Genomic DNA, 21,823 nt, shown 5'->3' with positions numbered 1-21,823 from the left:
ATTTTTTGTATGTTCATTTGATATAAGAACTACCTCTCACATGTAATTTTATTCTGATAATTCTACGATGGCATCAATTTCAGTCATGGAATCAAGTGGTAAACTTCCTGCACCTAATGCTATTCTTGCATGTTTTCCTTTTTCTCCAAAAACCTCAAACATCAAATCTGATGCCGGATTGATTACTTTTGGATGCTGTGTGAATTCTGGAACTGAATTTACAAATCCTGACAGTCTTACGATTTTTGTTACTTTATCCAAACTTCCAGCTTCTCTTTTAATTTGAGCTAGAATGTTAATTGCACAACTTTTAGCTGATTTCTGAGCAGTCTCTAGATTGTCATCTGAAACTTTACCAGTGTATGCTACCTTGCCATTTTCTAGTGGAATCTGTCCTGATATGAAAAGTAGGTTTCCTGTTTTTACTGCTGGGATATAGTTTCCTGCAGGTATTGGGGCTTCTGGTAATTCTATTCCTAATTCCTTGAGTTTTGCTTCAGACATGACGATTGTTGCGTCATTTTCGTCTGATTTTAGTTTTTACTTATTTTGATGTGTACTTTTTCGCCCTTACTTGAGTTGTTTTGAAATACAGTTCTTGTCTTGTATCCTTGTTTTTGTAGACATCCATCTAAAATTGAGACCCATGGAAGAGAGTGACCGCTGTTTAGCTTTGATTCTACTGTGATGTTTTTTGTATTTGCCTCAAAATTCACATGTCCTGAACATGTAATTTGCAGCACAGCATCCATGATCTCTATGATGTCATCTAGTGATTTTGATTTCAAAGAGACACCACTCTTTTCTAATAGCTTAAACAAATCAAATTCAGGCTTTTTTGAGAACATTGTAGAGTTTAGAATGTGTGTTAGACCTGTTTCGTTTACTGTCTTGATAATTTTGTAAATCTCTTGGGCTTCTGCTTTTGTCATATCTGCAAGTGCCTTTGTCTTTGTTGCATTTTTCCAGACATGTGAGAATACCTTTTCTTGATTTACTCCAAGAATATCTGTTGATGAAAAGATGGCTCCTTTACCATTTTCATTATTTACCATTAGTAATTCTGTTTCATCAAAGATAAAGCAATTTTGTGTAATGTCTGATGCTCTAATTTCTACTCCATCAGGAATTATTCTATATGCTTCTGAACAAATTTGTGTTGGTGGTACTATAACTTTGACATCAAGATTTCTACGCAATACTGCAACTAGTTGTTCTTTACATTCAGCTAATAATCCAAATCCCCATTGATCAGCCATAATCTTAATTGAAGATTTACTTCCTTCAATCATAGTTTGAAGTTGTGATAGTACATTGTTTGCACTAATATGGAAATATCTTTTTTCTTCTGAACCTCGTGATTTCCTACTTTCCTCACTTGCTTTTTTGAGGTTTGATACCAAAGTATTCATTGCATTTACTTTGTTAATTTGTTCATGAATTATTCCATCAAATGCGTCTTCTGGTGCAATAGCAGTACACATTATTGGTTTACTTTTTGAAATTATTGCAAGTTTCTTGTTTTCAAGTTTTTGTAAAGTTGGGTAAATCTTTGTCCTTGGTATTTCAGAATAGTATGCTAATTCTCCTGCTGAAATAGTGCCCTTGGCAATCAGCGCAACATAGGCTTGTGCCTCATATTTACTCAAACCAAATTCTTCGAGACTAACTGTTAATGCGTGCTCATTGACCATGATTATGATTGATTTGTTATTAGGTAAAATTGAGAGCTAAATTCCTTTACACAAATACTCAAAAAAAATCAAAATTGTATCTGCAGATGGGTGTAACTGTGGTTACTAAATTAATTGTGACATCGTCCTCAAATACAAAATCTAGTAAAAATCACTCATGTCGGTAAAATGTGTAGAGATAGATAATGAGAATATTTCTCATTCTGTTACTTTAACTCCTAGATTGGAGTATTCTGCTTCTTTACTAGATGAAATTGTAACTGTCATATCTCAAAAAAGAGATGATTTGAAACAATCTAACAAGGATTTGATATCTGATTTTGATGAATCAGACAAAACTCATCTTCAAGCAATTGAGCTTGAGCGAACTATGGCATTTTCTCTTGAAATTCTAACCCTTGCAAAAAGAAAAACTAAAAGCATTACAAACATCCATTCTATTCCTCAAGTTTTACCTTCTTCTATTCCTCTGATTAGGACAATTAGCGCACAACTCTATGAACTAGTTCCTGACTGTAGTCAAAAACTCTCAGAACTCTCTGTTCATTTAGGTAGTATTGTACTTGATTCAGCAACACTTACTCATGCTAGTTTTGATTTTAGTCAATCAAACACTGAATCTTCAACTCTCTTAGATGAAGTAAAATTGATGGTGGACTCTAAAATAAGTAAGCAGTACCCTAATGTTGATTTTTTTAAATTATGCAATACTTGAATGTACTAAACTCTAAAAGAGATTTTTCAAAGGATATTGAGCGTATAAAATCACTATCTTCAAAGATTGATAAAAAAATTTCTGAGGTAAAATCATCTGATGATAAAAACATTGAAAAATTAACTTTAGAAGAACTACAAGATTTGAATAAAATTGTTGGAATTGCTGATTTTATGCTAGTCAAATATGCTGATAAAAAAGAGATGCGCTCAATTCTCAAATATTTTGTATCTGTAATTTCAGAGGCTGCAGGCTCAATTGAAGATTTGGATGATGAGATTTCTGAATTGATAATGTCTGCTGAGGATTCTATTAGTAAAGTAAAGGGAATCCATGTGGATATCTCAGAAAAATCTGATTTTAAGAAAAAATACCATGATGGCCCTGACTATGATGAGCACGAAACGAGTGCAATTAATTTAACCAATTTTGCTACAGAGATTAACACTGTAGAATACCAACAAAATTCTCAAGGGAATACTGCGTAGGTAATTTGAAATGAGTATGGCTCCCCAAGAACTAGAAAATACTGCTAGCAAATATGCTTCTGAGGCAATCAAATTTGATTCCCAAGGAGCACGTGGCCAAGCAATAACCTATTATCAGCAAGCCATTGATGCTCTGGTAAAATTATTACAGTTATACCCTAACAGCAAATTAAATCCAATTTACAAAGAAAGATGCAACTCTTATCATAATCGAATTAATGCATTGCAGCAGGCACATGGTGTAGAACCTGCAGTTGATCCAAAGGCTTCAGAAGAAGAACAAAAGAAATCTGTTCAGAGACAAGAGGCAGAAAATGACTTTGAAGACCTTATCATGAAAGAAAAACCAGATGTAACTTGGGACCAAGTCATTGGTTTAGATGACGCAAAAAGTGCATTACGTGAATCAATCGTATATCCAACTAAAAGACCTGATTTATTCCCATTAGGTTGGCCAAAAGGAATGTTACTTTATGGTCCTCCTGGAACTGGTAAAACAATGTTAGCAGCTGCTACTGCAAATGAGATGGATGGTTACTTTATCAATGTAGATGCATCATCTATGATGAGCAAGTGGTTAGGCGAAGCAGAAAAGAATGTTTCAAAATTATTTTCAATGGCAAGAAGTTATGCTGAAAAGGAAGGCAAACCTGTGATTTTGTTTGTAGATGAAGTTGATTCTCTATTAGGTTCTAGAAGCAGTGAAGTCGGTGGAGAAGTTAGAACTAAAAATCAATTCCTAACTGAGATGGATGGTGTTAATGGCAAAGGAAAAGATTTGATGATGTATGTAATTGGTGCAACAAACAAACCTTGGGCACTTGATTGGCCTTTCCTTAGAAGATTCCAAAAGAGAATTTACGTATCACTGCCTACTCAAGCAGCAAGAGAAAATCTCTTTGATCAATACACTGCTAAATTAAGCAAAGATTCTAGAGTAAGCACTACTGATCTTGCAAAACTCTTTGATGGTTATAGTGCAAGTGACATCAAAGATGTTTGCCAAGCTGCACAAATCAAAACAGTACATGAAATATTTGACTCTCCTGATTATCATGAACCAGTAGAAGGAGAAGAACCAGTTCAACCTAGAGAACTTACATCAACTGATTTCAAGGATATTATGGCAAGAAGAAAGCCAAGTGTTTCAACTGAAATGATTCGTGCATATCACAAATGGAGCGAAGAGTTCCAAGCACTATGATTTTCTCAAGTGATTTTTAGCCTAAAGTATTATTTCTTACCTAGTTTTTGTTTGAGTAAAATTGAAAAATTTACTTGTTTTACTTTTTGTTTTAGGTTTCAGTCTTGTTGGCTCTGCTGAACTAGTATTTGGACATGGATTTGGAAGCGAAACCTTGCCCCCTGCGTCCATAGGTGATAGAGATGTCACTTTTTCAATATCTGTATCGCCTTCTATTTTTGATCCTACTGTAAATGAACACTTGATAACCATGAATCTTTTTGATTCAAAAACAGAGGCAGCAATTGAACATGTGACATTTGAAGTAGAATTTTTAAAAAATGACCAACAACTTTTCAAAGAAGTTTTTCATGATGAAACTGGCACTCTGAAATTATCTGTAATATCTGATGATTCTGATGAGATTTCCATTCAAGGAACTCAAGAATCTGTTTTAGGAGGATGGCTAGTAGATGAACAACATCCATTAACATTTACTGGACCTGTTTTCACTTCTGGAGGCCTTTATGAGTACAAAGTAAAAATTTTGTCTATCGATTCTGATTCAAATGTTTTGAAAAAACCTATTGAATTTGAAGGTGGCATAAGTATTGCAGACCACCAATATTTCAATGTGGATGATCATTTGAAACAATCTCAAAAACTACATGTTGTTTCTTATTTTGATCAAATTCAAGATTTTAATTTTGACTCAAACCAACTAACTTTTACCATTCCTTTTGATTGGAATCAAAATTTTCAAGAGATAAGTGTGATTCATCAAGAAGTACGAATTCCAAATACGTTTAGTGATTTTCTTTCTACAAATTATGATTCATATGTAAATGGACTTTTACTGCCTCACGACATTACAACTATTGATGATTATTCTTTTGATGATCGAACTGTACACACTGTGATTACTCGTGATTTGCTCAAGTTGTTAAAGAATAATGTGCAAACATCTGATGAAATAATTGAGTTTAAACTACAACCAAATGACAAAGTTGATTTTCCATTAGATTTTACAACCTCTGATTATCAAGTATTCTTGTATTGGGAACCTGAAATTATTCATGCAGGTGAGGATGTGACATTTTTCATAGATTTTCAGCAAATCTTTTCAGACCATCATAAACACCATGTGGAATATGATTTTTCAGTAATCCAACAGGGTAAGACCATTTATCAAAATCATTTCAAAGGTGATATTGATTCTGATTATTCAAATATCCATCAAGTAAACTTTGATTCAAAATATTCTGGCTCAGCAAATCTTGTTGTATCTAACATTGATGGTGATTCTGAATCAAAAGGAAATTTTATTATCGTAATTGAGCCTGGCATATCTGCAAATTCTGAGACAAACGAAATTCCATCTTGGGTAAAAAGTAATGCTGGTTGGTGGGCAGATGGGTCAATTGATGATGATTCTTTCATTCAAGGAATTCAGTTTTTAATTGATGAAAACATTATTCAAATTCCTCCTACTTTGACTGGTTCAAATTCTCAAACAAACGAAGTTCCTGTATGGGTTAAAGTCAATGCTGGTTGGTGGGCTGATGGCACAATTGATGATGATGCCTTTGTACAAGGAATGCAATTTTTGATAAAATCTGGAATAATTTCTGTAAACTAACAAAACCCAATTCCAATAGCGATCATTTTTTTCAAAATACAATTCACATAAAACTTAAATTCGTATTACAACGGAATTGCTGAGGGTCACAATATCCACAAAGAAATCAACTCACGCAAAAAAGTTTGGAAAGCTCATTTTTGATGATGGAACTGTTCTTGACGGTGAAGGATTCGGATATTCGACGACTGTTTTTGGTGAAATTGTGTTCAATACTGGAATGGTTGGGTATACAGAAGCACTAACTGACCCATCCTACAAAGGCCAAATTCTTACACTAACTTATCCACTTGTTGGAAATTATGGAGTTCCCGATCCAGAAGTTAAAGATGACGATGGAATTCCAAAATATTTTGAAGCCAATGAAATCCAAGCTAGAGGTCTTGTAATACATGAACTATCTCATACTGCAAGTCACTGGAATCTATCCATGACTTTGGATGAATGGATGTACAATGAAAAAATTCCAGGAATTGCTGAAATTGATACTAGGGCATTAACAAAAAAACTTAGAACTAGTGGTGTCATGATGGCTGCTCTAGTAGTCTCAGATACTGAGATTGATGTAGAAGCAGTCAAAAAACAGCTTTCTGAGGCTACAAATTACAATTCTGAACAGTTTATGGATGCAGTATCCACCAAGGAAGAAAAAGTCTATGGAAACGAAGAGCAGACAGTTGTTGTAATTGACACTGGTGCAAAATTTGCAATTATTAGAAATGTTAGAGAACTTGGTTACAAAGTAGTTGTTGTCCCATGGAATACTTCATATGAAAAAATAATGTCATACAATCCAAAAGGAATTGTTTTGAGCAGTGGTCCTGGTGATCCTCAAAACTGTCCTGCAACAATTGAAACAACTAAAAAATTAATTGAAAATAATATACCAACACTTGGAATTTGTCTTGGTGCACAAATAATTGGAATTGCAGGAAACACTGAAACTTACAAACTAAAGTATGGACACCGTGGACAAAACAAACCATGTGTTAACTTGGAGACAAATCAAGTCTATGTCACAAGTCAAAATCATGGTTATGGAATAAAACCTGAATCCCTTGAAAAATCTGATTTTAATTTATGGTTTACAAATGCTGATGACAAAACAGTCGAAGGAATAAAACACAAAACAAAGAGGTGTATTGCAGTACAATTTCATCCTGAAGCTGCACCTGGTCCTTTTGATTGCAAGTATGTTTTTGAAGAACTAAAGGAACTAATGGAGAAATAAAATGCCAAAAAACGAATCACTAAACAAAATTCTTGTTTTGGGTAGTGGCGCCATTAAAATTGGTGAAGCCGGAGAATTTGATTATTCTGGAAGTCAGTGTCTTAAAGCAATTCATGAAGACGGACTCAAAAGCGTTCTAATTAATCCAAACATTGCAACAATTCAAACTGATACAAGATTTGCAGACCAAGTGTATCTTTTACCTGTTAATCCACAATATGTTGAATCTGTTGTAGAAAAAGAAAGACCTGATGGAATCATGTTGGCCTATGGTGGTCAGACTGCACTGAATTGTGGTGTTAAACTAGAAGAAGCGGGAATTTTGCAAAAATATGGTGTCAAAGTGCTTGGAACTCAGGTTCAAGGTATCAAAAATACTGAAGATAGGCAGCTTTTCAAGGATCAAATGACTGAAGCAGGCGTTCCTGTACTCAAGAGTAAAACTGTGACTAATGTCGATGATGCAAAGAAGGTAGCAGAGGAACTGAACTACCCTGTCATTGTCCGAGTAGCCTATACCCTAGGAGGTCGTGGCGGAGGAATTGCCCATAATGAAATTGAACTCCATGAAATCGTTGAACGTGGTCTTAATGCAAGTCTTGTAGGCCAAGTTCTAGTTGAAGAATACATTGGTCATTGGAAACAAATCGAATATGAAGTAATGCAAGACTATGATGGCAATAATGTAATTGTCTGTAACATGGAAAATGTTCTTTCAATGAAAGTTCACACTGGTGATAACATTGTAGTTGCACCTTCTCAAACAATCAACAACCATGAATATCACATGTTGCGTTCAGCTGCGTTACGTGCAACAAAACATGTTGGAATTGTTGGTGAATGTAATATTCAATATGCATTAGATTCAGATTCAGACAGATATGTTGCAATCGAAATCAACCCTCGTCTATCTCGTTCTTCTGCACTTGCAAGTAAAGCTACAGGCTATCCACTTGCATACATGTCTGCAAAAATTGGATTAGGTTATAGTTTGTCTGAACTAGTAAACAGAATTACAAAAAGTACAACTGCATGCTTTGAGCCTTCACTTGATTATGTTGTTTGCAAACATCCAAGATGGGACTTTTCAAAGTTTGAACAAGTCAATAGAAAACTTGGAGTTACGATGAAATCCGTTGGTGAAGTCATGGCAGTTGGACGAACATTTGAAGAATCATTACAAAAAGCAATCAGAATGCTTGCAATTGGAAATGATGGATTGGTATTGAATCGTGCTAATGGCAAAAAATACACTGAAGAAGAAATTGAATTCAAATTATCTCATCATGATGATGAGATTTTGTACAATGTTGCAATTGCCTTGAAAATGGGGATTTCAGTTGAGAGAATCTACAAACTTTCTGCAATTGATCCTTGGTTCATTGATAAAATACAAAATATCCTTAACGCGGAGGCCAAAATCAAGGAATCTGAACTAGACAAATCCTTGATGTGGGATATCAAAAAACTAGGCTTCTCTGATAATCAAATTGCCCGTGCAAAAGGAAGCACTCCTGATGAAGTGCGTGAAATACGCAAGGAATTAGGCGTGGTTCCATCTGTAAAGCAGATTGACACCCTTGCAGCAGAATGGCCTGCAGTTACCAATTATCTATACCTAACATATGGTGGACACTCTCATGACATTGAAATTCCAAAAGATGATCCAGGAATTGTTGTAGTTGGTGCGGGACCATATAGAATCGGTAGTAGCGTAGAGTTTGATTGGGGAACAGTAAACATGGTTTGGGGATTGCAAGAGAATGGAGAAAAGAATGTCTCAGTTGTAAACTGTAATCCTGAAACAGTATCAACTGATTATGATATCTGTACAAGACTGTACTTTGAAGAACTTACACAAGAAAGATTACTTGACATTACTGACTTTGAGAATCCAAAAGGAGTCATTACATGTGTAGGTGGACAAACAGCAAACAATCTGACTCCTGGACTAGCAGAACGTGGAATCAATATTTTAGGAACATCAGCAAAAGATGTTGACAGAGCTGAAGACCGTTCAAAGTTTAGTGCAGAATTAGATAAACTACACATTGGTCAACCAAGATGGCAAGCGTTCTCAAACCTTAATGAAGCAAAATCATTTGCACAAGAAGTGGGATTTCCTGTAATAGTTAGACCATCTTATGTTTTATCTGGAGCTGCAATGAAAGTAGTTTGGTCGCAAGAAGAACTCAAAACATATGTCAAAGAAGCAACTGATGTATCCCCTGATCATCCGGTTGTAATTTCAAAATTCATGTTAAACTCATTAGAAGTTGATGTTGATGGAATCAGTAATGGAAAAGAAGTTGTTATTGGCGCAATAGTTGAACATATTGATTCAGCTGGTGTACACTCTGGTGATGCAATGATGTGTATTCCTCCATGGAGATTAAGCAACAAAATTATCGAAACAATTACTGATTATACTAAACGAATTGCATTGACCTTTAATGTTAAAGGGCCATTTAACCTGCAATTCTTGATAAACAATGATCAAGTCTATGTTATAGAACTGAACATACGTGCATCACGTTCTATGCCATTTGTCTCAAAATTAGTCAAAATGAACCTAATTTCACTTGCCTCAAAGGCTATTTTGGACAAACCGTTACCTAAAATCCCTGAAAACAAGTGGCAGAAAATCCATAATTATGGAATCAAAGTTCCACAATTTTCATTCATGCAGCTAGATGGTGCAGACATTGCATTGGGTGTAGAGATGCAGTCTACTGGTGAAGCTGCTTGCTTTGGAAATAGCTTCCATGATGCACTTGCAAAAGGTTTGACATCAGTTGGAATCAAACTACCTCAAACTGGAACTGCAGTTGTTACTGTTGGGGGAACAGAAAACAAGGAGAAATTATTATCTTCAATTGCAAAACTAAAACAATTAGGATTCAAGATTATGGCAACAGAACATACTGCAGAATTCTTTGAAGAAAAAGTTGGTGGTATAGAAATCATTCACAAGATTTCAGAACCTGAACGTCTACCAAACATTGCAGATATGCTTTATGAAAGGAAGATAGACTTTATCATAAACATCCCAAGTACTTCTACAATTGAAAAATATGTTGGAATGCTTGATGATGAATATCAAATTAGAAGAAAGGCAATTGAACTTGGAATTCCAGTGCTAACTACAATAGAACTTGCTGATTCATTTGTTAAGACCCTTGAATGGTTACAACATAATGAAACAACAAAAGATCCTATTGAACCATATGACCCTATTGAATAATTATCATAAAACTTGATCAATAATTAATTCATTTCCAATAATTGTACCATCAAGCGTAACAATTCTTGCTTTTGCTACTGATTTTATTCTGTCAATTATAGGTGAAATTGATTTTTTGTATTTTTTTCTATGAGTGGCGTAAAAGTATTTGTTAAATGATGGAATTATGGTAATCTCCAACTCTCCTGATTTGTTTGGAAAAATTTTCTCTTTTTCAATCTTCATTGAAATCCAAACTCTTTGTCCATTAATCACAGAATCTTCTTGAAAAAACACTGGATGAACATGTCCCATGATGATTTTGTCTACATGTGAAAAATTCTCTGATGGCATTGTATGTCCATGAGTTAACAATGTATTTTCTTCAACCATTCCTGTAGAACTGATCATCGTAATGTTTTGTGGAACTAGTCTTGAGATGTTTGCATCATGATTTCCTGGAACTAAGACTATCTCACATTTCTGGCTGATTTTATCAAAAAATAACGGAACTTCGTCCCATTCACTTTTTGAAATGCTCTTCATACTTGATTTTATATCTCCAAGTAAAATCACTGAATCTGGTTTTTCTGTATCAATCATATCTGATAATTCTTGAATTGTTTCATTTATTGTGGAATTTTTTCCAATGAAAATTTCATTTGATGCCATACTGCTTTCAAATCCGATATGAAGATCTGTTACAACAAGATATTTTCTATCTCCTTCCAATACTAATGCTGGTTTAGATTGCATGATTCTAGTTTGCAACATCAAAGTTATACTGCAGATATCTGATTAAATTCTTGTGAACAAAGATCCTGATAGAATAGAATCCTTGGTGTCAGAAAAACGAGTAAAATTACATGTTTTTGAGCCTAGTCAAAGGAAAATTTGGACTGTAGTTGGTAAGGGCGAAGAACACTGGGTTGATCCATCTGGTCTTTATTGTTCATGTCCTGCATTTTATTTTGGAAAATTAAATGGAAAAGACACTTGCTATCATTTGGATTCTGTAAAACTTGCTCAAACTGAAAACAAGGTTGAGAAAATTATTTTTTCTGATGATGAATTTTCTGATTTTCTTTCAGGACTACTTTCAGATTTGTGATGATTTTTTATTCGAATGTATTAATAACTAGAAAATTTATTGACCAATATGGATGAAGCACAGCAAAATTCTGAAATTGAAAAAATTGCTAATCTGATGATTCATGATGGTATCTCCCCTGATGAACAAGAACCTGCAAAATTAGAAAAATACAAAAATCAAGTTAAGGAAGATTGTAATCTAAACGATGAAGATGCAATGAAACTAGTCTATGAAACATTGTTGTTTAGAAAATTAAAAAGTTCAGATTCTGGGGACCTTTTAGACAAAGGCTCTGATTTTGGTGCTGGATTTAGTTGAATCATTCCAATGGAATAGATTCAACATCTTCTTTTGAAACCCCTTTCCAAAGACCTATCATTCCTTCTGGTTCAACCTCTTCAACTTTGGTTATTTGTTGAATTTTGATTTGATTTGGTGCTGGTCCTGGTGGCCATAATTGAACCATATAATCCCCTACATTACCAACTTTTGTTGGTGCACCCATGGTGATCTTTTCTTCAGAACATCCTTTTGCAATCAAAACATCAGTTGCCTTTTGCTTAAGATCCATTTTTCCATGCAAGAATAGATAGAAGTCTTTTTGAGTGTCAATTTCTGTCATGAAACTACTAATTTTTTAAACTAAATCAACCTTCTGATCTACTCTTCCAAAAAGGGTTAAATTAGAATGGGCAAAATTTGAATTTGTGAAAATCTTCACTGTTGGAAGCAAATCATTTGTAACTAGTTTTCAGTTAGCAGGAGTTCCAGGCGTTATTTCTGATACTCCTCAAAAGGCTTTAGAAGATATCAGAAAATTAACTGATGATTCTGATGTTGGACTGGTACTAGTTAGTGATGATATCACTGAATCCATTAATGATGAATTGACTGCATTAAGGGCTGAAAAATCTACTTTGGTATTTGCATTACCTGCAACAGGAAGCGAAAAAACTGAAGTTGATTATAGAGTCATGCTCAAGAAGATTCTTGGTGTTTGATTTAATCTACTTATAATCAATTTTCTACTGAAAATCATGAAAACTGCATCTGTTAAAGAACCATCAGTTATCTCTGTAAGTGAAACAGAAAATCCTTCTTTGGAGTCTGGTGAAATTTTAGTTCAGATGCATGCATGTGGAATATGTGGCTCTGATTTGGAAAAAGTATTTGGACAATATGGACAACCATCAATGCGTCTAGGCCATGAACCTGCTGGTATTGTTTTAGATGTTGGTTCTGGTGTAACTGAATTCAAAAAAGGTGACAGAATATTTACTCACCATCATGTTCCTTGTTATGATTGTCATTTTTGTAATCATGGAAACGAGACAATGTGCAAAAAATACTATGAAACTAATCTGTCTCCCTGTGGTTTATCTGAGCAATATGTTGTTCCTGCATGGAATGTTTCTCATGGTGGAGTTTTGAAAATATCTGATTCTCTTAGTTTTGAAGAAGCTGCGATGATTGAACCACTTGCATGTTGTGTTCGGGCCTGGACAAAATACCATTATCAGGAAGGAGACAGTGCTGCAATCTTTGGAGTTGGTCCTACTGGAATGATGCATGTGATGCTTGCTCAGGCAAAGAAATTCTCCAAAATCTTCTGTTTTGATGTTAATGATTTTAGATTGGACTTTGCAAAAAAATTCAACATTACAGAATCCATCAACTCTATGGATGAAACTAAGAAACAGAAAATCTTAGAGCATACTGACAACCAAGGAGTTGATGTTGCTATTGTTGCAACTAGCAGTCTCAAAGCTCTTGATGATGCAATTGATATGGTTAGAAAAGGCGGTGCTATAATGATGTTTGGAGTTCCTTCAAAAGGTGCAAAAATGGATTTAGACATGAGTAAAATCTATTCAAAAGAAATCACTCTTGTTACTAGTTATGCTGCATCTGATAATGATACAAAAGAAGCATTGAATCTAATCGAATCATTACAAATTGATGTCAAACAGTTAATCACACACACTTATCCAATTGATGATACTCAAAAGGCATTTGATCATGCACGAAGTGGTGACAATGCAATGAAAATAATCATTACAAAATAAGAAAGGCTTAAGAAAGGCATCTCAAATTCGATGGAATATGGATTGGGGATTAAAAAACAGATTATCTAGTATAATTAAACCACACAATAACCGCGCACTTATGTTAGCAGTTGATCATGGATATTTTCTTGGACCAACTGAGAGATTAGAGAATCCAAAAAAGGTCATTGCACCTCTATTGAAACACTGTGATTCTTTGATGTTAACTAGAGGTGTTCAGAGAACATCTGTTCCTGCAGAAACTGATACTCCTATGGTACTTCGTGTATCTGGTGGTTCTAGTATTATTGGTGATGACTTGTCTCAAGAAGACATTACAGTATCAATCCAAGATGCCATTAGACTAAATGCTAGTGCCCTTGCAATGTCTATCTTTGTAGGCTCAAAATATGAATATCAAACAGTTGTTAATCTCGGAAAACTAGTCAGCGAAGCAGAGCAATATGGCATTCCGGTTTTGGCCGTAACTGCAGTTGGCAAAGAATTGGGCAAAGATGCAAGATATCTCTCTCTAGCTTGTAGAATGGCTGCAGAACAAGGCGCACATATTGTAAAAACATACTATTGTGATAATTTTGAAAAAGTTGTTGAATCTTGTCCTGTACCAATTATTGTTGCAGGAGGAAAGAAAATCCCAGAACGTGATGCATTACAATTAACTTACAATGCTGTCAAGGCAGGTGCTGTTGGTGTTGATATGGGACGAAACATCTGGCAATCTGATCATCCAGTTGCCATGATTAGAGCAACAAGAGCAATTATTCATCAAAATGCAAATGTTGATCAAGCTTTCAAACTATACAAAAAACTTGCAAACGAAGATTCAAACAAGAAACAAAAATCAAAAGGCAAAAAGCCAAACCAAAACAAATCAAAAGGAAAGAATCCTAATCAAAACAAAACCAAAGGCAAAAAGCCAAACCAAAACAAATCAAAAGGAAAGAATCCTAATCAAAACAAAACCAAAGGCAAAAAGCCAAACCAAAACAAGTCAAACAAACCCCAAAACAAACCTCAACCAAAAAAGAATTAATTCATCCATTAATCTTTGATAGGTGAATGTGTGCAATTTTCCATGTTGGTTGCTTTACTAAAACAAAAGTGGCTCTACCTTCAATTTCCATATGTTCTCCTGTGTATGCTTTGGTATCAACTAGCATTCCTTTCTGGTTTAATTCCATTGCAACAACTGCTGAATCTCCAAAAATACTGATTTTTGGATTTTTTATCTCATAACTATAATCTGAAATACTGACAAACTTGAGTTCCTCTAATTCTATGGTATTTTGATAATCTTTTAGGTCATATGGTGGCAAGTCACTGAAACTAGAAAATTTTGGGTCGTTGAGGTGAATGTCTTTTAGAACTGATGTGTCTTTTGTAATGCCTGCTTCAAACAATGCTTCAATTACTTTGATAATCTCTTCACTATCTGACAAACCGTATTTTCGAATATGAAAATAATCAGTTTAAATCTTCTGCTTTACCTGTGACATTTTTGTACTCTGATTTAAAAAATAGATATTTGATGAATCAGGAATTTTTACTTTAGAATTTATATAAATCAGTAAAGGTGTAGAAGGGTGCAGATAGGAAAGAAAATCCTACTTAGTTTTACAGTTATAATTACATCAATTGTGATTATGGGGTTTCTTATAGTTACTACGACACAAGATAATCTTATTGCCAACATTGGTCAGGATTATTCTCAATCATTATCTGATGTTGTCTCTGACATGACTCAAGGCATTGATGACAAAACCTATGGTTTGATTGAATTTTCTGATAAAGATCTTGTTTATGATGTTCTATTCGAATCAAATTCTCAATCTGTGGATTTGACTGATTCTCAGATAAGTGAAACAAACACTGAATGGAATGATGCACTTGATCAAAACCAAATTTTGCCTTTAATGGATGAAATCAAAGGCAATGAATTATCTGAAAAATTAGTTTTTGCATCAAATCTTGTTGAGACCAAATTCTCTTATCCAATATATGATCAAATTGGAATCTTTAATCAAAATGGAATCTTGGTTGCATATGACCGTGGCATTCCTGAATATTATGTAAAAGACGCTGAGTGGTGGAGTACTGTAGTTTCTACTGGAAATTTTGTAGATCCGGTATCTTATGATAATGATTCACAAGTTTATTCACAAAATATTGCAATTAGAATTGACAATGAAAATGGAGAATTTTTAGGTGTCTTGAAGACTACAATAAAACTTCAGGATTTGATAGCTGAAATTCATGATCTCCAACAGACAAACAAGTTCCTAGGAACGAATATTTTTCTTCATGATGATAAAGGCCAAGTGATTTACTCTACTACTGGCTCTGAATTTGGTGAGAATATCTCTCTTGTAGAATTTCTCTTGATGTCTGAAGAATCAGATTTTTACATTGCTCAAAGTGCTGAAGGAAGTGATATTCTCAAAGTTTATGCAAAACCTGATCAAACATCATTGCCTCTAGGGTGGAATTTAGTTGTAGAAAAGAACATTGATGAAGTTTTATCTCCTGTAATTGTATTAACTAACATAATTTTGATTGTACTTGTTACTACGATAATGTCTGCAGTAATTGTTTGGTTCTACATTAAAACATCTATTTCCAAACCTTTGATAGAATTACGTGATGCATCTTCTCAAATCGCAGATGGAAACTTTGATGTTTACTTTGACATTAAAACAGATGATGAAATAGGTGATCTTGCTAACAAGTTTGAATACATGAGAGATAGCATTAATTTTACAAACTCCAATTTGACTGATCTTGTAAAATTACGAACTGATGAACTAGAACGGGCATTATCTAAAATTGAAAAAACTGATTCATGGACAAAAAGCATAATGGGATTTATCTCTAAACAAACAAATCAATCAATTAGCGATATAGCTAAAAATGCAGATCTTTTAAAAAATAATAAACTAACAAAAGACGAAGTCCTTAACTCAATTGACAATACACTGTCTCAATTAAAACTGTTAACTGCTACTGTTAATGACATTTCCAATTTGGAACAAGGACAATTATCCTATGACATGAATGATGTTAAAATAAACGAAGTCATTACTTCTTCTCTCAAAGACATTGAAAAGACTCCAAAGAAAGAATTGGTGATGAACCTGGAACAATCTGATAATGCATATGTGTTTGCAGATTCCCATCAGTTGGAAAGAGCATTACGATACATAATTGATATTTTTATGACCTATCTTGATGAGGGTGCTATTCAGATGAAAACAACATCAGATGAAAACAACATCACTATCCAATTAACCTCTGACAAAAAGATGGATTCTGATATCTTTTCTCCCTTAAATGATAATGATGTTGGAATTGCTCAAACAGACCACATCCTGCTCTACATGGCTAAAGTAATTCTAAAAGACCATGCAGGCACGACAAGCATAGATGATTCTGATGACAAAACCACAGTCTCTATATCCATACCTGTTGTTGAGGTCTAGTTTTGTCAAGATCAATTGATCGGTAATTTATTAAGCAGATATCGGATCGCAAATTAGGCGAATTTCATTGGTCAATCTGTCTACAGAAGACACTGTAACGTTCCTAGAGGATCTCATCGCTCAGAATAAGGGTGATGTTGGTAGGCTTCGCCATATACTAAATTCTATAAAAAATAACAAAGTCCTTGCAAAGTCTGATAAGCAGTACCTTGAAGAGAAAGTTGAACAAGAATACACTGCTGATGAGACACAACCTCCAGAACAATCAATTGATTTTATCTCAAAACTAGTTTCTGAAGGATTTGGCGACTCTAACAGACTACGCTATATTTTACATTCTTTAAAACAAGGAAAAACAATACATGCATCTGACAAAAATTATCTTGACAGTGTAACTCAATCATATTATGCTGAGGTAGCTCAAAAGAAATCCTCTGAATCTACAACCGTCTCTTCCACAATTGATGAAGAACATAAACAAAAACAATCAGAACTTGATGCATTAAAAAAGACTTACGAAAGTTCACAAACTGAACTTCAAGAAAGTAAAAAACAACTAGAAGAGAAGATATATTCTCAGCAAAGTGAACTTGAGAGACTTCGTGGTGAAAGAGACCTTGCTAAAAAAGAAGCAGAGTTTGAATCTAAAAAAGTTGTAGAACAAGCAGAACTTGAAGAAAAAATCAAACAGCAACAAGAAGAACTCAGTCAATTATCTCGTGATTATAGTGTTGCAACAAGAAAAGCATCTCTTGAAAAAGCTAAACTTGAAGAGCAGATACACGTTCAACAAGCAGAGCTTGAAAGACTTGCTCAAGACAGAGAAGAAACAGAACACAAAATGAGTCTTGAAAAAGCTAAACTTGAAAAGATGAAGCTAGAAGAAAAAATTGCAACTCAACAAACACAACTTGAAAAACTAGCAAAAGACAGAGAACTACTTGCAAAAAAATCTGAGCAAGAAACAAATGACTTGGAAAAAATCAGCCTAACTGAGCAGATTCGAGCCCAGGAGGCTGAACTTGAAAAGATGGCCCATGACTATGAGTCTGTAAAACGAAAGGCTACAGCAGACAAGGCTATGTTAGAAGAGAAGATTCAGACACTACAAGTTGAACTCAAGGCTATCTCTGAAGAGCGTTCTACCTTTGAAAAGAAACTTGCAAGTGAAAAGGCAGCCCTTGAAGAACAACTCTACATTCAACAGGTCCAATTGGAAAATCTATCAAAATCTAATTCAATAAACAATGAACAACAAATAACGGATCTAGAAAACAATCTACAAGAAAAACAAGCAGAAATTGACACTATCAACAAACAACACCAATCCAAGATAGAACAAATACAATCCGAAAAGATTGCCCTTCAAAATAAGATCCAATCTCAGCAAGCAGAACTTGATGCAACCAAATCAAAATCTTCCTCAGCTAAAATGGAATCTCAATTACAATCTCAAGTTGATGATTACAAGAAAAAACATGCTCAACTAGATGATATTATGAAAGAATATCAAGCTGTAATGTCAAAGTCCCAGTCAGAAAAGACTGCACTTCATGAAAAAATACAAACACTACAAGCAGAACTTGATGCAACCAAATCAAAATCAATCTCTCCTGAATTAGAATCAAAACTCACTTTACAAAAAGAGCAACTACAAGAAAAACAAGCCGAGATTTATTCTCTAACAAGACAACACCAATCCAAGCTAGAACAAGTCCAATCAGAAAAGACTGCTCTCCAAAAACAACTAGATTCAAAACAAGCAGAACTTGAAGAAATCAAATCAAAACCTACAATCTCTCCTGAATTAGAATCTCAACTGGCTTTACAAAAAGAACAACTAGAATCAAAACAAGCAGAAATTGACACTATCACTAAACAACACCAATCCAAGCTAGAACAGGTCCAGTCAGAAAAGACTACACTTCAGAAATTGTTAGAAGTCCAAAAAGCAGAGCTTGAAGAACTCAAGTCAAAATCACCTTCTCCTGAATTAGAATCTCAACTGGCTTTACAAAAAGAGCAACTAGAATCAAAACAAGCAGAAATTGACACTATCACCAAACAACACCAATCCAAGCTAGAACAGGTACAATCAGAAAAGATTGCACTTCAAAATAAGATAGAGTTCCAACAAACTAAACTTGAAGAAATCAAATCCAAGCCTACTTCCTACCCTAAACTAGAGTCTCAACTGGCTTTACAAAAAGAACAACTAGAATCAAAACAAGCAGAAATTGATGCCCTAACCAAACAACACCAATCCAAGCTAGAACAGGTCCAGTCAGAAAAGACCGCACTTCAAAAACAACTAGAATCAAAACAAGCAGAACTCGATACAATTCAGTCAAAATCCTCACCCAAACTAGAATCTCAACTAACATTAGAAAGACAAGAACTGCAGAAAAAACAAGCAGAAATTGATGCCCTAACCAAACAACACCAATCCAAACTTGAGCAAGTTCAGTCAGAAAAGACTGCACTCCAAAATAAGGTAAAATTCCAACAATCCAAACTAGAAGAACTCAAGTCAAAATCACCTTCTTCTAAGATAGAGTCTCAACTCACACTAGAAAGAGAACAACTAGAATCAAAACAAGCAGAAATTGACACTATCACCAAACAATATCAATCCAAGCTAGAACAAGTTCAGTCAGAAAAGACTGCACTCCAAAATAAGGTAAAATTCCAACAATCTCAACTCGAGGAAATCAAATCCAAACCTACTTCCTACCCTGAATTAGAATCCAAACTCACCTTACAAAAAGAGCAACTAGAATCAAAACAAGCAGAAATTGACACCATAACCAAACAGCATCAATCTAAACTAGAGCAAATCCAGTCAGAAAAAACCGCACTTCAAAAACAGGTGAATTCTCAGCATGCTGATTTGAAAAAACTCACTGCAGAACGCAAAGAACTCGAAAAGAAATTATCTTCCAAACAAACCTCTCTAGTCCAGTCTGGTCAAGAAGAATCTGTAGACAAGAAACCATCCTGGCTTTCAAAGATACTGGGCAAGAAATCCAAAGCAAGACCTGTTGATCCTGTATCTTTGAATGAAAAGTTACTGCAAGCACAAATCAAGGAAGCTGAAGCAGGTGCGACTGTCACTAACGACCTACGAACCCAACAAATCAAACTAGTAGAATTGATGAAGAAACGTGATGAGGCAGAAAAGAAATCCCAAGTCATATCCCCTGCACTTGAAAAACAGATACAAAAATTACAAGATGAACTTGAAAAGTTTGAGCAAATCAGCGTACTTGCAGAACAAAGAGCACTAAAGAAGAAGGAATCCCTTGAAGCCCAGATTAGTTCTCTAAGAGAAAAAGAGTTTGAAAACAAGATGAGAATGGAAAGCCTTGAGCAAGAGAAAATAGACCTCGAAAAGAGTCACCAAGACCATGAAGACCAAATGATCAAACTTGCCGAAGATGAAATGCAGATAATTGATCAAATAAAACGAGAAAAAGCACAAATTAGAAGATTGTTGCAGACTCAGGTTAAACTAAAAGAACACATGAGCAAGACTTCTGCTGAAGTCCAAGAGGAACTAAAGGAGATTGAAGATCAAATTCTATTCTTGATTAATCGTCAAGCTGAAAAACCATTATCCACTGATGTGATAAAATCTCTAGAATCCTTGAATGACAAACTTAATGAAGTTTTGTCCAAAAATCAGTAGTTATTGTTATTAGCGTTTAATGAGAAATTGAACTAAATGAGCAGCAAGATCTTACTTTTGGCAATAGTACCTATTGTAATTGGTGTTATATCAGTAAGTTATCTTAATGATGAATCAATTGAAACTAAATTTCTACCAACATATTCTGTAGTTCCACTTGGAGGTGACGTATCTGAGATTGTTTTAGAAAAGAGTACTGCGGTTTTACAAGAAAATGAAGAACTAAAAGATCGTGTGGAGCAAACAGCAGAGCAAATTATCCAAGCAGAACAACAAAGAGCTGACCTTGCTGAAAAGATTAGTGCCCTTGAGAACCAAGTGTCTGTGATTGAAGATATTCGATCTTCATCTGACGAAAAAACAGAACTATTACAGCAAGAAATAACGAAACTCGAAGCACAAATTGAAGAATTCAAATCACAACCTGCCGCCACTGTACAACCTACTCCTGAACAAGAAGACAGTATTGCTGCACTAGAAGCAAAGATACGGGAATTAGAAGAAGCACAAGATGACCCCGATGAAGATTCCATATTTGCATCCTTGACTGGATTTGAAAGAGAAATTCTTGTTGAAACTTCCAAAGTACCTGAGGTTGCGATGGATGAAGGAACAATTAGTTGGGACTTTACCGATTCTAGAGGTAACTCGTACACTTTTTCAAAACTTTCAGATGATTTCATAGATGAAGTTGTTCGACTTCCTGCCCCTCAAGACACACTTTCAATAACTCTTGCTGGTGTAGGTCAAGGAGGTACAGCAGAGACTGTCGAAATACGTGATTTATCTAAATTTGTTACAGGCCAAATGCCTAAACCTATGAATGAGTTATACAATACTGTAACTACTCCTGGTGAATTCATCTTTGAAGTGTGGTGGATTGTGTCTCAGTTTGAACTAACATCTTATGAAATGCAACCTGATCCCAAACACCCACTTGATACCTTCTCAAAGGGTGAAGGTGACAATGAAGATTTGGCCATTTTGATGGCAGATATGATAAAGTCCTCTGATATTGGAAAAACTTGGGAACTAAGATTCATCTACTTTGATTCAGACAACCCATCAACTCCTCAAAAAATCAATCATGTTGCATTGTTAATAGAAAGTGAACAAGATACTTGGCTTGTAGAGCCAACTGCTAAGACAATTGAGGATGCTTTTGTAAAACGCGACAAAGTACGCGGAAACTTGGCCCCAATCTGATTTTGAGTTGTTTTGGACATAAAAATTAAGAAATTGGGTTGATCTTCATTTTATGAACTTAGGATGTTCCTAACAGGCGTAATTTTCCCAAATTTGGGATTTATTGACTGGTTTGTAAAAG

The 21,823-nt window shown here is 34.8% G+C and carries 19 protein-coding genes; 14 read left to right on the top strand and 5 right to left on the bottom strand.

What is annotated here, in order from left to right; translation table 11 throughout:
• Positions 1-48: 48 nt before the first annotated feature.
• Together NMAR_RS05845 and NMAR_RS05840 are read right to left on the bottom strand one after the other, a co-directional pair.
• The gene (locus tag NMAR_RS05845) at positions 49-504 is read right to left on the bottom strand and encodes a RidA family protein (protein WP_012215475.1); all 456 of its coding nucleotides are present in this window, start codon (positions 502-504) and stop codon (positions 49-51) included.
• Positions 505-533: 29 nt separating this feature from the next.
• Positions 534-1,694, bottom strand: a complete 1,161-nt coding sequence (locus NMAR_RS05840) for a TrmB family transcriptional regulator (RefSeq protein ID WP_012215474.1) — start codon at positions 1,692-1,694, stop codon at positions 534-536.
• Positions 1,695-1,851: 157 nt separating this feature from the next.
• Between NMAR_RS05840 and NMAR_RS05835 the strand changes: the two genes are divergently transcribed.
• From NMAR_RS05835 to carB, 6 genes are all read left to right on the top strand, one after another.
• Entirely contained in the window at positions 1,852-2,409 is a 558-nt protein-coding gene (locus NMAR_RS05835) for a hypothetical protein (protein ID WP_012215473.1), read from the top strand.
• Positions 2,397-2,897, top strand: a complete 501-nt coding sequence (locus NMAR_RS05830) for a hypothetical protein (protein ID WP_012215472.1) — start codon at positions 2,397-2,399, stop codon at positions 2,895-2,897. Before NMAR_RS05835 ends, NMAR_RS05830 begins: the two co-directional genes overlap by 13 nt.
• 10 nt (positions 2,898-2,907) lie before the next feature.
• A complete protein-coding gene (locus NMAR_RS05825; protein ID WP_012215471.1) occupies positions 2,908-4,101 on the top strand; it encodes an AAA family ATPase in 1,194 nt (397 codons plus the stop codon).
• A gap of 61 nt (positions 4,102-4,162) precedes the next feature.
• The gene (locus tag NMAR_RS05820) at positions 4,163-5,719 is read left to right on the top strand and encodes a hypothetical protein (RefSeq protein WP_012215470.1); all 1,557 of its coding nucleotides are present in this window, start codon (positions 4,163-4,165) and stop codon (positions 5,717-5,719) included.
• 76 nt (positions 5,720-5,795) lie between these two features.
• Positions 5,796-6,950, top strand: a complete 1,155-nt coding sequence (gene carA / locus NMAR_RS05815; RefSeq protein ID WP_012215469.1) for a glutamine-hydrolyzing carbamoyl-phosphate synthase small subunit — start codon at positions 5,796-5,798, stop codon at positions 6,948-6,950.
• Position 6,951: 1 nt separating this feature from the next.
• Positions 6,952-10,194, top strand: a complete 3,243-nt coding sequence (gene carB / locus NMAR_RS05810; RefSeq protein ID WP_012215468.1) for a carbamoyl-phosphate synthase (glutamine-hydrolyzing) large subunit — start codon at positions 6,952-6,954, stop codon at positions 10,192-10,194.
• 3 nt (positions 10,195-10,197) lie between these two features.
• Here carB and NMAR_RS05805 read toward each other — a convergent pair whose 3' ends face one another.
• On the bottom strand, positions 10,198-10,947 hold the full coding sequence (locus NMAR_RS05805; protein ID WP_012215467.1) for a metallophosphoesterase: 750 nt from the start codon (positions 10,945-10,947) through the stop codon (positions 10,198-10,200).
• 34 nt (positions 10,948-10,981) lie between these two features.
• On the opposite strand from NMAR_RS05805, the gene NMAR_RS05800 reads away from it, so the two are divergent.
• Both NMAR_RS05800 and NMAR_RS05795 read left to right on the top strand, forming a co-directional pair.
• A complete protein-coding gene (locus NMAR_RS05800; protein WP_012215466.1) occupies positions 10,982-11,284 on the top strand; it encodes a hypothetical protein in 303 nt (100 codons plus the stop codon).
• Positions 11,285-11,332: 48 nt separating this feature from the next.
• Positions 11,333-11,584 carry a hypothetical protein gene (locus tag NMAR_RS05795; RefSeq protein ID WP_012215465.1) on the top strand — a complete coding sequence of 84 codons (252 nt, stop codon included), beginning with the start codon at positions 11,333-11,335 and terminating at the stop codon, positions 11,582-11,584.
• 1 nt (position 11,585) lies between these two features.
• On the opposite strand, the gene NMAR_RS05790 is transcribed toward NMAR_RS05795, so the two are convergent.
• Complete coding sequence (locus tag NMAR_RS05790; protein WP_012215464.1) at positions 11,586-11,888, bottom strand: hypothetical protein; 303 nt, start codon at positions 11,886-11,888, stop codon at positions 11,586-11,588.
• An 85-nt stretch (positions 11,889-11,973) separates the two neighbouring features.
• On the opposite strand from NMAR_RS05790, the gene NMAR_RS05785 reads away from it, so the two are divergent.
• The 3 genes from NMAR_RS05785 to lsrF are packed head-to-tail and all read left to right on the top strand — an operon-like array spanning position 11,974 to position 14,365.
• Positions 11,974-12,267: a V-type ATP synthase subunit F gene (locus NMAR_RS05785; RefSeq protein WP_012215463.1), complete on the top strand. Its 294-nt coding sequence runs from the start codon at positions 11,974-11,976 to the stop codon at positions 12,265-12,267.
• A gap of 36 nt (positions 12,268-12,303) precedes the next feature.
• A complete protein-coding gene (locus tag NMAR_RS05780; protein WP_012215462.1) occupies positions 12,304-13,332 on the top strand; it encodes a zinc-dependent dehydrogenase in 1,029 nt (342 codons plus the stop codon).
• Positions 13,333-13,369: 37 nt separating this feature from the next.
• Positions 13,370-14,365 carry a 3-hydroxy-5-phosphonooxypentane-2,4-dione thiolase gene (gene lsrF, locus NMAR_RS05775; RefSeq protein WP_012215461.1) on the top strand — a complete coding sequence of 332 codons (996 nt, stop codon included), beginning with the start codon at positions 13,370-13,372 and terminating at the stop codon, positions 14,363-14,365.
• 1 nt (position 14,366) lies between these two features.
• Here lsrF and NMAR_RS05770 read toward each other — a convergent pair whose 3' ends face one another.
• The gene (locus tag NMAR_RS05770; protein ID WP_012215460.1) at positions 14,367-14,771 is read right to left on the bottom strand and encodes a nuclear transport factor 2 family protein; all 405 of its coding nucleotides are present in this window, start codon (positions 14,769-14,771) and stop codon (positions 14,367-14,369) included.
• Positions 14,772-14,915: 144 nt separating this feature from the next.
• Between NMAR_RS05770 and NMAR_RS05765 the strand changes: the two genes are divergently transcribed.
• The 3 genes from NMAR_RS05765 to NMAR_RS05755 all read left to right on the top strand — a co-directional run bounded on the left by NMAR_RS05765 (position 14,916) and on the right by NMAR_RS05755 (position 21,702).
• Positions 14,916-16,808: a HAMP domain-containing protein gene (locus NMAR_RS05765; protein WP_012215459.1), complete on the top strand. Its 1,893-nt coding sequence runs from the start codon at positions 14,916-14,918 to the stop codon at positions 16,806-16,808.
• Positions 16,809-16,875: 67 nt separating this feature from the next.
• On the top strand, positions 16,876-20,496 hold the full coding sequence (locus tag NMAR_RS05760; protein WP_012215458.1) for a chromosome segregation ATPase-like protein: 3,621 nt from the start codon (positions 16,876-16,878) through the stop codon (positions 20,494-20,496).
• Between the two features lie 36 nt (positions 20,497-20,532).
• Positions 20,533-21,702: a coiled-coil domain-containing protein gene (locus NMAR_RS05755; protein ID WP_012215457.1), complete on the top strand. Its 1,170-nt coding sequence runs from the start codon at positions 20,533-20,535 to the stop codon at positions 21,700-21,702.
• Positions 21,703-21,823: the final 121 nt, after the last annotated feature.

It is taken from the genome of Nitrosopumilus maritimus SCM1 (assembly GCF_000018465.1).
Taxonomy (GTDB): domain Archaea; phylum Thermoproteota; class Nitrososphaeria; order Nitrososphaerales; family Nitrosopumilaceae; genus Nitrosopumilus; species Nitrosopumilus maritimus.
The sequence above is the reverse complement of the archived record's forward strand: the minus strand, read 5'-3'. Positions and strand labels throughout refer to the sequence as shown.

Bases quoted from the DNA above. Each gene is read 5' to 3' on its own strand.
- NMAR_RS05845 (WP_012215475.1), bottom strand. From the start codon at position 504: ATGTCTGAAGCAAAACTCAAGGAATTAGGAATAGAATTACCAGAAGCC.
- NMAR_RS05840 (WP_012215474.1), bottom strand. From the start codon at position 1,694: ATGGTCAATGAGCACGCATTAACAGTTAGTCTCGAAGAATTTGGTTTG.
- NMAR_RS05835 (WP_012215473.1), top strand. From the start codon at position 1,852: ATGTCGGTAAAATGTGTAGAGATAGATAATGAGAATATTTCTCATTCT.
- NMAR_RS05830 (WP_012215472.1), top strand. From the start codon at position 2,397: ATGCAATACTTGAATGTACTAAACTCTAAAAGAGATTTTTCAAAGGAT.
- NMAR_RS05825 (WP_012215471.1), top strand. From the start codon at position 2,908: ATGAGTATGGCTCCCCAAGAACTAGAAAATACTGCTAGCAAATATGCT.
- carB (WP_012215468.1), top strand. From the start codon at position 6,952: ATGCCAAAAAACGAATCACTAAACAAAATTCTTGTTTTGGGTAGTGGC.
- NMAR_RS05805 (WP_012215467.1), bottom strand. From the start codon at position 10,947: ATGTTGCAAACTAGAATCATGCAATCTAAACCAGCATTAGTATTGGAA.
- NMAR_RS05795 (WP_012215465.1), top strand. From the start codon at position 11,333: ATGGATGAAGCACAGCAAAATTCTGAAATTGAAAAAATTGCTAATCTG.
- NMAR_RS05790 (WP_012215464.1), bottom strand. From the start codon at position 11,888: ATGACAGAAATTGACACTCAAAAAGACTTCTATCTATTCTTGCATGGA.
- NMAR_RS05780 (WP_012215462.1), top strand. From the start codon at position 12,304: ATGAAAACTGCATCTGTTAAAGAACCATCAGTTATCTCTGTAAGTGAA.
- lsrF (WP_012215461.1), top strand. From the start codon at position 13,370: ATGGATTGGGGATTAAAAAACAGATTATCTAGTATAATTAAACCACAC.
- NMAR_RS05755 (WP_012215457.1), top strand. From the start codon at position 20,533: ATGAGCAGCAAGATCTTACTTTTGGCAATAGTACCTATTGTAATTGGT.